Genomic DNA, 12,976 nt, shown 5'->3' with positions numbered 1-12,976 from the left:
CAACCTGCTAGGCGGGGTGCACTACTGTTTGATTGTCGGGCTGGGCCATTTTCTCGTTTTGGCGCCGCAGCCGCTGGCACAGCTCCCGCATGATGGTGCGTACCACTTCCGTGCATTCCTCCGTCACGTCGTAGAAGTCTTCCTGATCGATACGGAACGCGCGAACGGGCTGCAGGGCCACCGCCGAAGCCGAACGAGGCTCGGCATCAAGCAGGGCCAGTTCGCCGAAAAACTCGCCTTTGCCAAAGGTGGTGAGCAGCTGCCGCTTATTGAAAATACCCACTTCCCCTTCGTAGATAATGAAAAGGGAAGTACCTAGTGTGCCTTTTGCAAATATCTCCTCGTCCTGGCGATAGGTCACCTCGTGCATGATAGGCACAATGGTGCCGAGACTATTCTCGGGGGTCTGGCCGAACAGGGCGGTGCTTTTCAGCATCCGCACACGTTCCAGAAACGAAACGGAGGAACCTGGGGCATGGTCAGTCATGGCGGGGTGCGAGGCAAGAGTGGGATAGAGCTGCAGCAGGTGGTCGTAAGCGGCCGGGCGTTGCAGAGGCAGGCAGCGCAATACCTCTTCGGCGCTTTCCTGCACCAGGCGGTTCGCCGTTTGCAGGTGCGGGTACAAATGGGCCACATTCTCGGGGCAGGGGTGCCACTGGCGAAGCGCTACACCTACCGTCCAGGCCGTGAAGGCCGCCAGACCGCGCCGGATGATGGTCGTCTGGATAGATTCCGTGAGGACGGCAGGCCCCAGCAGGTCATCAAACGTCTGCACTTTCTCGCTGAGGCGCCCCGCATCCAGCAAAGCCTGCAGGCCCTGGTACAATGGCCGTGGAATCAGATTATCCAGAATTTCCAGGGCATTGGCCTGCCGCTCGCCGGTTGCATGGGCCAGGCCACGCTGTGCATTCAGCAGCGGCCGCTGGTCATAGAGCTGAATCAGGAGCCCGAGCAGACGCTGCTGGCTTTTGCGCAGTTCGTAGCGCAATGTGCTCCGCAGCTCCGCATTGGCATTGGTCATGCTGTGCAGCATGTGCTGGGCCAGCCGCATTTCTTCCTCCACCAGGTGCTGAAAGAGCGGCGCATCGGTGGGTACGGCCGGCAGGCTGCTCAGTGCCCGCAACGCGGCCGCCCGGCCGTGCAGATTGGCGTCCTGCACCATCCGTACTAATACCTGGCGGCCTGCCTCTGTCCGTATCTGGCTGCACACTTGGGCCAGCTCCCGCAGAAACCGGGCATCAGTTTCGTGGGCCAGAGCCTGCTCCAGATAGGGTAGAATACTGTCGCCGATCTGCACCAGACAGTCGGCGGCAGGCCTGCGGGCAGCTTTGGAACGCAGCATCCCCAGCAGCTGGCTGGCCAGGGTGGCCGGCGAAACCGTGGTGGCGGCTGTGGTAGCGGCCTGAATTAAGTTTTCTTCCTGGCTACTCAACCCCATGACAATAAGCGCCACCTGCTGGTCGGGTACCAGAAACCGCACGAGCTGCAGAGCCGCTACGTGGTGGTGGGCCGTGGCAGCCAACTCGGCCAGACTGGCCTGCGCCTGCACGTCGGAAGGGGCCGCCTCCAGCCTGCCCCGAATAGCCCCCTTACGCACCGCAATGTCGGCGTGCCGCAGCAAGTCTGCGGCATCAGGATGCCGACAGGCTAGCTGGCTGGCAGTTTCGCGCACTGCGGCATCGGGGTCGTGCAGGAGCAGATAGCGGAGCAGGCTTGGTTTTATCCGGTCGCCCACCATCAGCAGCACCCGCCGGCGGACCTCACCTTCAGGATGACGGAGCAGGGTTTGGGCATGTTGTACCAGTAGGGGGGCATCCAGGCGGTGCAGGTGCTGTAGCGCACTCAGGGCTTCGGCAGCCGGTATGGCGGGGGCAGCCGGCGGGGGCGAAGGTTGGTTGTCAGCAGCCGCAACCAGCGTTTCAGTGGTGAAGCGCAGGCCCAGCGCATTTTTCAGCTCGCTCAGGTACTGTTGGTACGCGCCCTGCAGCAGCAGCAAAGCAGCCAGCAGAAACACGGCCATGCAACTCAGGCCCGCCCACGCCGGCAGGCCGCCCCCATCGTTGAGCAGCAGCAACAACAAGCCGCCGAGGCCCAGCCCCAACGGCTCATAGAAGCTCTTCACCCAGGTGTGCCCCTGCAACCGCCCGGCCGGCGGAAGCGGCTGAAACAGGACCAGAAAAACCGGCTCGAACAGCGCCCGCCGCAGCACTTCCAGCCCCAGATACAGGCCGCAGAAGTACGCCATCTGGCCCATGGGCCCCACGCCGGCGGCCCGCAGCCCGCCAAACAGCACTACCCCGGCCAGCGCCGTCAGCGGCAGCACGGCCAGGGTCCAGCGGACACCCAGCCGGTCGAGGCCATGGCGGGCCACCACCAGCTTGAACACCGTGGCCAGCACATACGTCAGGGCCAGCACACTGCCCACATACTGGAGCATAGTACCCTGGCTCTGCAGCTTCTGCTTCACATTGACAAAAAACAGATACTCCACGCCCACTGCTGCTACGGCTATGGCCGTGAGGCTGAGGCCCATGTAGAGAACCAGCTTCCGGCCTCTAGGTAGTGCGTGCGGCTGATGCGGCTGCGTGAGGGCCGCTGGCTGCGCGGCCATGGCCTGCGCCCGGAACGTGTAGCGCTGCATGGAAAGCGCCAGCACGTACAGCCCAAAAGCCGTCAGGAGCAGAAAATACAGGTCGTAGTGCAGGTGCACGAATACGGCCAGTATAGCGCCCAGCGCCTTGGCGGGCATATCGCCGGCACTGATGACGGCGAACAGCCGCCGGCTTTGGCGCACATTGAACACCACCGCCGACATCCCCCAGAACTCCAGGTTGGTGAGCAGATAAATCAGCCGGTAGCCCGCCATGATAGCCACTGCTGCCACCACCGAGGTGCCCGTCATCAGCAGGATGCTCAGCACCACCGTCAGCACCAGTGTGGCCAGCAGGGCCCGCACGGCCAGCTTCTGCAGCGGCCATCTATGCTCGCAGTAGGCATACAGCCGGCCTACCAGCAGCATGGCCCCGGCCCCGGCACAGTAGCCCAGCGGCAGGTTGCGCTCCGGATGGTTTTCCAGCAGCAGCACGTTGGCCGCCACATACACTAGGATAGTGCCGATGCCCAGCAGAAAATTGTGCAGGAAAAACAGCCAGACGGTTTTTGCCTCGCCCGGCCGCACCCCCAGAAAACGGTACCACGTATTTGTATTCATGCTCGTTCTCCTCTCGGAGCTGACTTCCTCTCCGCAAGTCCCGCGTTGCCGGCCTTGCTCTAATGCAGCGCCCTTTTCTTGATGAGGCCGCCGCGCGTGTCACTCACGCTCTGCATCACGACGAATGCCTGCGGGTCAATGGCGTGGATGGCTTTGGTCAGACTGATGACTTCCAGCCGCGTCACGACTGTGAAAACTGCTTCCACCTTCAGGCGCTGGTGCCCATGCGAACCATAGCCCTGGGTGCATTCATACACCGTAGCTCCGCGGTGCAGCTTGTCGGTTATCAGTTGCCGGATTTCATTACTGTGAAAGGAAATGATGGTCAGGCTGGTGTATTCCTCGATGCCCACCAGAATAAAATCGACCGTTTTGGCCGCCGACAGATACGCCAGTATCGAATACAGCGCCGTTTCTACCGACAGCAGCCAGGCCGCCACCCCAAATATTATAATGTTGATTATCATGATAATATCTCCGATGGAGCCCGGCAGCTTGCGGCTGATATACACGGCCAGAATCTCGGTGCCGTCGAGCACGCCCCCACCCCGCATGGCCAGCCCAATACCGGCTCCCAGGAAGAAGCCGCCGAACACGGCAATCAGCAGCTTGTCCTGCGTGAGGGCCGGAAACGATACCACCATCAGCGCGCCGGCCAGGGCCGTGATGGTGAGCAGGGTTTTGAGCGCAAACGCCGAGCCCAGCTGGTAGTAGCCCAGAATAACAAACGGAATATTGATCAGCAGAATCAGGACCGACAGCGAAATGCCCGTGACGTGGCTGATGAGCATGGAAATACCCGTGACGCCACCATCGATAAACTCATTCGGCAGCAGAAACCCCTTCAGGCCCAGCGCCGCCGAAAACACGCCCGCCAGCAGAAGTACGAATTGCAACACCTTCTGCCCCAGTTGCGAGGCAGACGAAGCCAGAAGCGTACCCGGTGCAGGCGCGGCAGAGGAAGCAGGCAAATCCAACGGATGAGCCAACTTGCGGGCTTGAGCGGGCGGGGGCACGGGTTGTTCAAACAGCATCGCGCGGGCAATTGCAAAGCAGAGCCATTTACTTCAGGCCCGGGCAAGCAGCAAGTTAGGTTGCCACCAGGCGGGCTACGCACTACACCCCAGCGTCGGCTGGTACCGGGACACCTAAACATCAGCCGCTTAGGCAGCGTTCAGCAAGCTTCCTCCTCTGGCCATGACGGCGGCCTTCTTTCTCTCCCTGCTGCTGCAGACCTTCTTTTCTGCTACCAAATCAATCCGCAAAAAAGGCAGCTAAAGCAGCAAGTGGCTTCACTCTAACCACAAATATGTAGAAAAATAAATAGAAAAACTTATACTATAATAGCAAACCAGCATTTATTGACAATTGCTTCAGCTAGAGGTATCTGCAGCAGTAGGCTACCCGAAATTACCGTGAAGCGGTCCATACCCACTGTCTTCTAAATCAGCACTTTCCGACAACCACAGAAACAGCCGTAACAAGTATTAACAATATTTTATATTAACTTAGTACCACTGACATTCCATCAGGGCAGGACTGATCTTTTCGTTGAGCAGCCGAAAACCCAGGTATGTCAGCCACAGGGCCCGCTCGGCCGGGGCCTATCGCCCATATTATCTCTCTCTCTCTCCAGCACATGAAAAGCACGCTTTCGGTTTTTCTGCTTGTGCTCTGCCTGGCGTTCAGCACCGAAGCAACCGCGCAGGATACGGGTACTGCGCCCCGGTTTTCGGTGCAGAAAACGGTGGTGTACCCCGTTCGGGACCCCGCGAAGCTGCCCGCTACCATTGCGTGGTACTCCTCCTTTTTCGGCAGCCAGCCAACCAGAGTTGACCTGGACGCCGCCTATCCTTATGCCACCTATCATATTGACGGAGTGGAGGTCCGGCTGGATACCAACCCGCAGCTGCTCAAACTCAAGGAACCCGTTTTCTACTGGATGCTCCCGACCTCCAAAGACGTGGAAGCCAAGTACAACACGCTCAACGCAGACCGCACCAACCGCTTCGAACGCACCCTGTTTCAGAAGTTCCGGAACATCGAAGATGGCCGGCCTGACAAAACCCTTTCCCGAGGCACCGGCGCCGTGACTGAAGTAGCGGAGTTTGTCGTGGTAGACCCGGCCGGCAACCAGGTCGGGGTGATTAACAACCCGGTATACCCGCCGAAAATAGACGGGGAGTGACGCCGATAAACACCGCATGTGCGCCTTCAATTGGCCCTTCTGTTCACTTCACAGCCACCATCATGAAAAGCAACTTAGCAGTTGGTTTGCTACTCCTAACAGCCGCCGCTTTGATCTTCAGGAAACGGAAAAGCCTGGTAGTGAAACCTGTAGGCCCCGCCCTGCTTGTTGGGGAAGCTAGCCCGACCACTACCGTCATTTACTACAGCGACTCCCTTTCAGACAGCGTTCTGAAGTGGTATAAAGAGTTCACCGGAGTTGAGGGTACACCGCACACAATACTCGACCACAGGCAGCTTAAATACCCGTACGCCGTCTACACTGTGGGCGACGTTAAGGTATACGTGACGACCAACCCTGCCTATAGAATGCCCTCTGGTGCAGCGCCCTACTACTACTGGTCGGTGGAAATACCAGGCAACCCGCAGCAACCACTTGCCCAATACATTGAAGGTCCCAGCAAAACAAGAATTGGGGTTGTTAACAACCCCATTTATGTCCCGACTCTAGTGGGCGGTGGTGAAGAATGCCTATAACCCACCTAGTACCAACGATGAACACGAGGATAGCAATAGCGCTGATATTGGCTGGCCTATGTGGCGGTTGCCAAGTGCATAAGGGCACTGCTTCAACTACCAACGACCCTCCAACACCATTTTCTGACCAGCAGGAGGTGGTATACACCGTGCCATTAGGGCAAGACCCCAAAACAACGGTAACCAACTTGGAATCCGCCGTAAAATGGTACCACGATTTTTTTATTGAGAATAACCCTAATATAAGGTCTGTTACGGCAGACACTATTTATCCCTATGCCTCTTTCATGGTAGGGAATATCAAAGTGCGTCTCGAAACCCATCCGCGTTATCTGCGCCTCAAAAACCCGGTTTTTTACTGGACACTGCCTACTGTAGAGCAAGTCAATAAAAAGTACGGGCAACTGAAAAGAGCCGGAGTAAGGTTTGAACGGATTGGTCCTTGGGAAGTGAAACGGGTGCCGGCCAAGAGAAAGGACAACCCAGCGTTTGTAGGGAAGGCCGCAGAAGACAGCATACCAGAAGTGCAGGAGTTTGTGGCGAAGGACTTGTATGGTAACCGCATTGGGGTTGTCAACAATCCCATCTACCCCCCAAAGATTGATTAAGCCTCGGCGTCTCTAAAGTTCTTTTCTCCCAACCTGTATGCAAAGCTCCCGCGCCATACTGCTGCTTTTGGCTTTGGGAATGCTCTGCAGCGGGCTCGGCCACGCCCAGAACCGCGCCGTGGATAGTCTGCGGCACTTGCTGCGCACCCAAGCCCGCGCCGACACCACGCGGGTACGGCGCCTGCACGCGTTGGTGTTGCAGCTGGCCTCTACCGATGCACCCCAGTCCATCCGCCTGAGCCGGCAGGCACTGGGCCTGTCGCAACGATCGGCCGACACAGCCGGAATCGGACGCAGCCTTCTGTGGCTCAGTATATTACACCGGCGTCTCGCGGACTACGATTCGGCACGGGTATACACGCGGCAGGCACAGGAGCTGTTTGAGCGCAGCCACGACCACCGCCGCGAAGCCCGGGCCTGCCTGGAGCTCAGTCTCATCGATTTGCAGCAAAGCAACCTTACCCCCGCGCTGGACTGGGCGCTACGGGGCCTGCCACTGGCCGAAAGAAGTGATGATTTGGCTACCCAAACCCAGCTGCGGGCTACGCTGGGCAGCATCTACTGGAAAATCGGGGACTATGAAGGCGCCAAGCTGGTGCTCACGAAAGCCCTCGAAGACGGCCGCAAGCTCGACGACCAGCAGGTAGTAGCGGCCGTGCTCAACAGCCTGGGCAGCACCTACCAGCAGCAGCAGAACTGGCCCCAGGCGCTGCACTACTTCCGGCGGGCGGTGTCCGTGAGCCGGCGCATGAGCGATACGCAGAACCAGCTGGTCAACGAAATCGGGATGGCCGAGGTGTATAGCCAGCAAGGCAATGCGGCCCGCGCCCTGCGGCATGGCCAGCGCGCCCGAAAACTGGTTCGGGCCACCAGTGACGGGTTTAACCTGCCGGCAGTGGAGATATTGCTGGCGCGGGCCTATCTGCTTCTGCACCAACCCGACAGTGCTATTGCACTGGCGCGCCATGGCATGCAGCTCAGCCAAAAAAACCGCAGCAACGGCAACCTCAACGACGCCACCGAAATTCTGGCCCAGGCATACGCCGACGTCGGTAACTACCAGGAAGCCTACCGCTACCAACGGCTGTTTGCCGCGTATCAGGACACGTTGGCGGGCGAGGCAACCCAGCGCAAAACAAGCGCCCTGCGCTATGGCTACGAGCTGGACAAAAAGCAAAACCAGATTGAGCTGCTGACCAAAACCCGCCAGCTGCAGGAGCAAAAAAGTGCCCGCCAGCGGCAGCAGCTGTATGGCCTGTGGGCCGGCCTGGCCGGAGCCGTGCTGATGGCGGCCCTGCTGTGGCGCAACGTGTACATAAAGCAGCGCGCCAACCGGCACCTCAACGAGAAGAATGCCCAGATTGCCAGCCAGCGCGACGACCTGACCCGCGCCCTGACGGAGCTGAAAGCCGCCCAGAATCAGCTGATTCAGCGGGAAAAAATGGCGAGTCTGGGCGAGCTTACGGCGGGTATCGCGCACGAAATTCAGAACCCCCTCAACTTCGTCAATAACTTTTCCGAGGTCAGCACCGAACTCGTGGAGGAATTCATGGACGGACCGTGGCAGCAGCTTCCGGAGGCCGAAAAAGCTTATGCCACCGAGCTGCTGGAAAGCCTGACGCAGAATCTGCAGAAGATAACGCAGCACGGCCAGCGCGCCGACAACATTGTGAAGGGCATGCTGCAGCACTCGCACGCCAGCGCCGGCCACCGCGAGCTTACCGACCTGAACACGCTGGTAGCTGAGCATTTGTCGTTGGCTTACCAAAGCTTCCGGGCCAAAAACAAGTCGTTTGGCGCTACGCTGGTTTCTGATCTGGATGCCCTGATGCCGAAGCTGAACGTAGTACCGCAGGATATCGGCCGGGTGATGCTCAATCTGTGCACCAACGCCTTTTATGCGCTGCAGGAGCGCCAGGCACTGGGCCAGCCCGGCTACATGCCGGAACTGATCATCCATACCAAGCTTCTGAGCAGCCAGGTGCAGATTCGGGTGCAGGATAATGGCACCGGCATGAGCGAAGAAATACAGCAGAAAATCTTCCAGCCCTTCTTCACCACCAAGCCCCCCGGCGAAGGCACCGGCCTGGGCCTGTCGCTCAGCTACGACATCATTGTGAAGGGGCATGACGGTACGTTCACCGTCACGAGCCAGGAAGGCCAGGGCACGGAAGTAACGATTTGCCTGCCGCTTTAACAGGCATTCCTACTCCTCCCCGACTGGTTCTGGCGACGAAGGAAGCCAGCGTAAACGAGAAAGGCCCGGCAGCTGTAGCAGTCGGGCCTTTCTCGTTTACGCCGCTCCAAACTTCTTCCACAGCTTCGGCAGCATCTTAGGCAGCTGGTTTTCGGTCCAGTCTTCGCCCTTGGTTTCGGAGCCGAAGTCATAGTCCAGCCCCTGCTCACTGGCGATACTTCGGGGGAAGGTGTCGTCTTCGTCGGTTTTGCCGGTGCGCTGCTCGAAGGCCTTGGTAGCGACATACAGCAACTCTTCGAAATCCTGGTAGCCTTCGTCCATCACGCTGGCCAGGGAGTCGGCGTTCTGCAGCGCGTTGGTGAACACAGTTTCGCCCTGCCCGATCAGCCAGCACCGGAAATACAGGTAGGTATCGTCGGACACGTAGCCATCGATGATTTTCTGGGCGGCTATGATGTTGAAATGGTCGGCTTCCAGCAGACACTCGCGCAGGCGGCACTCGAAGGCCACAATCTGCGCCGGTTCCAGCTGGGCCAAGTGGTCAATTAATATCTGCTCCTGAAGTTGCTGGTCGCCCTGCGCTTCCGTTTTCGCCGCCTCTACTAGCTGCCAGAATTGCTCTTTATCCATGTTATCGAGGGTATAGGGAGAAGCCCGAAATACGGCAAAATGCTGCACTCCGGCAGCCGAAGTCTATACGGCACTGAGGCGGGACCATATCTACTTTTGTATCTGCCTCGTTGTTACAGCATCATCACCTGCTGCCCGCCACCTGACGGCAGCTTCAACTGCCACTCTGTATGCCCACCCTCCAGTTCAAAACCAGCATCAACTGCGCCAACTGCCTGCGCGCCGTCACGCCCTTCCTCGACGCCGAGCCCACGGTGGAAAAGTGGAGCGTGGACACCGATAACCCCGCTAAAATCCTGACGGTGGAAGGCGCAAACGTCATTCCGGAACAGGTGATGAAAGCCGTGGCCCAGGCCGGGTTTGATATCGAGCCGGCGTAGCTGTATCACGAATCTACAAGTAAAACGCCCCCTTGATACTATCGAAGGGGCGTTTTACTTATTCATCGTAGCCAAAATTATCGTCCTGCATTCGTTGGGTTACAAAGTCCTCCCACGTGTTGTAGAATTCGTGGGAAGGATATGTACCACTGGCGCGGCGTTGAGCCCAGGTCAGATGGACTAGCGCGTAGCTTGATTTAGTGCCCTGGAGTTGAAAGAGCACGTCGTCACTGGCTATACTACTGCCGACAGCTTTTACTTTGATGCCGAACAGTGGATGAGCTGGTCCCAACTCCGTCTCCAACTCGTCCTCAAATTTGCTCTGGTCTGCTTCCGCCAGTTCCCGCCAAGGTTCCAGCCATTCGAGAGGCTGCATTAGCATCTACGCCTCGTAGCGCAGTTCGCCGGCTCCTACGCGCAGCACCACATCGGTTTCCGGGGTGATGCAGCCGGCTACCTGGGCCTGGTAGCCATGGGCGCGCAGGGTTTCGGCCACGGCTTCGGCCTGCTCGGGCTCCGTTACGAGGAGCATGCCGTTGCCCATGTTCCAGTAGAGGTAGGCTTCGGTGGGTGTGATGCCGGCTAGCTCGGCCAACTGCTGCATGGCGGGCAACGGCGCGAACAGGTTGTCGAGCTCGGCCCCCACCCCGTTCTTGAGCACCCGCTTGAAGTTATCGGCAATGCCGCCGCCGGTGATGTGCGCGGCCGCGTGCAGAGGAAAACCCGCATCGAGCACTGCTGCCACGCCCGGCGAGAAGATGAGCGACGGAGCCAGCATTACCTCGCCCCAGGTTTTGGCGTTTTCGGTTGTCAGTTGTTGGTTGCTTGTTGCTTCACTTGCCTCTTGCGTGCCGGCAGCTTCGTTGTACGGCTGTTCGTGCCACTTTTCGCCGAAGGCTTTGGTGAGGGCGCGGCGGGCCAACGAGTAGCCGTTGGAGCGGAAGGAGGGCGAGTGCAGGGCCACCACGGCCTGGCCGGCGCGCACGTTGGCCCCGCTCAGGGGGCGCTCCAGGCTCGGGTGCAGCACGCCCACGGCGGTGGAGCACCAGTTGAAGTTCATCTTGGCGCCGGGGTAGCCGCCGATGCGGTTGCCCAGCTCGGCAATTTCGCCGCCCGTTACCGCAATCTGGCTGAACTGGGCCGCGTTGTGCAGGCCGCGCATAAGCTCATCCACCACCTCGTAGTTGAGCGTGTTCACGTCGATGATGTTGGAGAGGTTGGTGGGCACGAAGCCAGCCACGATGAGGTCGTCGGCTACCATGGCAATCAGGTCGTAGCCCAGCGTATCGTAGCGGTCCAGGCGCTCGGCCACCTCTATCTTGGTCCCGATGCCGTCGGAGCCGATACCCAGCCGCTCATTGCCGAAACGGATTTCGTTGGAGAAGCCCCCGGCTAGGTTCTGGGCCGGCTCGCCGGGCTTGCCGGCGCGGGTGCTGAAGGTTTTCTGGGCCCAGTGGAAGGCGTTCTTGGAAGCGGCGTTGCCTTCTTCGATGGAGTAGCCGGCAGTGGCTTTGAAATTGGTATCGGCGGAAGTCTGGCTCATGGCAGAGGGAGTAGAGACGCAATATTTTGCGTCTCGGCATTGCTGATGTTGTTTGGACTGCGCGGTCCTGGTCGTTCAACGATGAGACGCAAAATATTGCGTCTCTACACCGTGCAATCGAGTCTGTGGGCTGTTAGTGCTCAGTCGGCTCGGGGGCTTTGGCACTCACGGACGGAATGACGTCGGGGCCTTTTTTGTCGGTGCGGTGGCTCTGGCGTTCTTCCTGGATGTGGCGCAGGTACTTGGTCACGTCGCCGGTGGGGTACTGGCCGGTGAAGCAGGCGAAGCAGCTGCCGCCGTGGCCTTTCTCCTCGGAAAACAGCGCCTGCAAGTCCTCCACCGACTGGTAAATCACCTTGTCGGCCTCGATGTAGCGGCAGATTTCCTCCTCCGTGTAGTTGGCCGCAATCAGCTCGGTGCTCATGGCCATATCAATGCCGTAGATGCAGGGCGCAATGATGGGCGGGGCGCTGCTGATGAAGTACACCTCGGCGGCCCCGGCCTCGCGCAGAATGCGCACGATGCGCCGCGAGGTGGTGCCGCGCACGATGCTGTCATCGACTACGGCCACCTTTTTGCCTTCCACAAACTCGCGGATGGGGTTGAGCTTTTTCTTGACGATGTCCTCGCGGCCAGCCTGGCTGCTCACGATGAAGGAGCGGCCCATGTGGTTGTTCTTCACCAAGGCTCGGCGGTAGGGTACGCCAATGGCTTCGGCCAGCCCCGACGCCGAGAAGTAGCCCGACGACGGCACGTCAATCACCATATCCGGCTGAATACCCGACTCGATGACCTTCTTAGCCAGCATCTTGCCCAGCCGCACCCGCTCCCGGGCCACCAGCCGGCCGTGGATGGTGGAGTCCTCGCGGGCGAAGTAGATGTGCTCGAACACGCAGAAGTTCTTCGGCTGCTCCTGCGGGTTCTTGTGGTGCACCTTGAAATCCTTGTCGATGAATACCGCCTGGCCGGGACCTACGTTTTCCACGAACTCGAACCCCAGATAATCAAAGCAGGTGCTTTCGGAGGCGAAGGCGAAGACGGGGCCGCGCTCGGTTTCGCGGCGGCCCAGCACCAGCGGCCGGATGCCCAGCGGGTCGTTGAAGGCCAGCAGGCCGTGGCCGGCAATGATGGTGATAGTCGCGTAGGCACCCTTCACCAGCTCCTGCGTCGTCTCCACGGCGTCGAAAATATCGATAACCGAGAGGTTGTCGAGGTTTTTCAGGCGCAGCTCCGAGGCGAAGGTGTACATGATGAGCTCCAGGTCGTTGCTGGTTTTGGGCAGCACGTGGTACTTCTCATGCAGGCGCTTGGCGGCCGAGCGGAAGTTGATGACGTTGCCGTTGTGCACCATCGACAGCCCAAACGGGTAGCTGGTAGTAAACGGCTGCGCCAACTCGGCATCACCGGAGCCCTGGGTGGTGTAGCGGGCGTGCCCGATGCCGATGTTGCCCTTCAGCTTCTTGAGCTGCTTGGGGCGGAACACGTCGGAGATGAGGCCGTTGCCCTTGCAGAGGTGAAAGTTGTCGTCGAAGGTGGCAATGCCGGCGGCATCCTGGCCGCGGTGCTGGAGCGCGGTGAGGCCGAACACGATATCGTGCGCAACATCATCAGGACCGTAAAAACCTACTATTCCGCACATGTTGAGTTGTCAGTTGTCAGTTGCCCGTTGGCAGGCCGCTGGGG

Annotated in this window: 11 protein-coding genes; 5 read left to right on the top strand and 6 right to left on the bottom strand. The window is 59.4% G+C overall.

Features of this window, described 5'->3' with window-relative positions:
* Positions 1-7: 7 nt before the first annotated feature.
* Complete coding sequence (locus IC231_RS03930) at positions 8-3,211, bottom strand: cyclic nucleotide-binding domain-containing protein (RefSeq protein WP_190783286.1); 3,204 nt, start codon at positions 3,209-3,211, stop codon at positions 8-10.
* Positions 3,212-3,270: 59 nt separating this feature from the next.
* Entirely contained in the window at positions 3,271-4,182 is a 912-nt protein-coding gene (locus IC231_RS03925) for a YitT family protein (RefSeq protein ID WP_211538845.1), read from the bottom strand.
* Between the two features lie 668 nt (positions 4,183-4,850).
* On the opposite strand from IC231_RS03925, the gene IC231_RS03920 reads away from it, so the two are divergent.
* From IC231_RS03920 to IC231_RS03905, 4 genes are all read left to right on the top strand, one after another.
* A complete protein-coding gene (locus tag IC231_RS03920) occupies positions 4,851-5,399 on the top strand; it encodes a hypothetical protein (protein ID WP_190783284.1) in 549 nt (182 codons plus the stop codon).
* 62 nt (positions 5,400-5,461) lie between these two features.
* Positions 5,462-5,935 carry a hypothetical protein gene (locus IC231_RS03915; protein WP_190783283.1) on the top strand — a complete coding sequence of 158 codons (474 nt, stop codon included), beginning with the start codon at positions 5,462-5,464 and terminating at the stop codon, positions 5,933-5,935.
* 17 nt (positions 5,936-5,952) lie between these two features.
* A complete protein-coding gene (locus tag IC231_RS03910; protein WP_190783282.1) occupies positions 5,953-6,543 on the top strand; it encodes a hypothetical protein in 591 nt (196 codons plus the stop codon).
* Between the two features lie 37 nt (positions 6,544-6,580).
* Complete coding sequence (locus IC231_RS03905) at positions 6,581-8,740, top strand: tetratricopeptide repeat-containing sensor histidine kinase (RefSeq protein ID WP_190783281.1); 2,160 nt, start codon at positions 6,581-6,583, stop codon at positions 8,738-8,740.
* A gap of 96 nt (positions 8,741-8,836) precedes the next feature.
* Here IC231_RS03905 and IC231_RS03900 read toward each other — a convergent pair whose 3' ends face one another.
* The gene (locus tag IC231_RS03900) at positions 8,837-9,370 is read right to left on the bottom strand and encodes a DUF4240 domain-containing protein (RefSeq protein WP_190783280.1); all 534 of its coding nucleotides are present in this window, start codon (positions 9,368-9,370) and stop codon (positions 8,837-8,839) included.
* 170 nt (positions 9,371-9,540) lie between these two features.
* Here IC231_RS03900 and IC231_RS03895 point away from each other — a divergent pair, with 170 nt between their 5' ends.
* The gene (locus IC231_RS03895) at positions 9,541-9,750 is read left to right on the top strand and encodes a heavy-metal-associated domain-containing protein (protein ID WP_190783279.1); all 210 of its coding nucleotides are present in this window, start codon (positions 9,541-9,543) and stop codon (positions 9,748-9,750) included.
* A gap of 58 nt (positions 9,751-9,808) precedes the next feature.
* Here the strand turns inward: IC231_RS03895 and IC231_RS03890 are convergent, their stop codons facing one another.
* From IC231_RS03890 to purF, 3 genes are all read right to left on the bottom strand, one after another.
* On the bottom strand, positions 9,809-10,126 hold the full coding sequence (locus IC231_RS03890) for a hypothetical protein (protein WP_190783278.1): 318 nt from the start codon (positions 10,124-10,126) through the stop codon (positions 9,809-9,811).
* Between the two features lie 6 nt (positions 10,127-10,132).
* Complete coding sequence (locus IC231_RS03885; RefSeq protein ID WP_190783277.1) at positions 10,133-11,293, bottom strand: AIR synthase-related protein; 1,161 nt, start codon at positions 11,291-11,293, stop codon at positions 10,133-10,135.
* 133 nt (positions 11,294-11,426) lie between these two features.
* Entirely contained in the window at positions 11,427-12,932 is a 1,506-nt protein-coding gene (gene purF / locus IC231_RS03880) for an amidophosphoribosyltransferase (protein WP_044003455.1), read from the bottom strand.
* Positions 12,933-12,976 lie beyond the last annotated feature (44 nt).

Source organism: Hymenobacter duratus (assembly GCF_014698995.1).
GTDB classification, from domain to species: Bacteria; Bacteroidota; Bacteroidia; order Cytophagales; family Hymenobacteraceae; genus Hymenobacter; species Hymenobacter duratus.
This window is presented reverse-complemented; position numbering and strand designations above follow the sequence as displayed.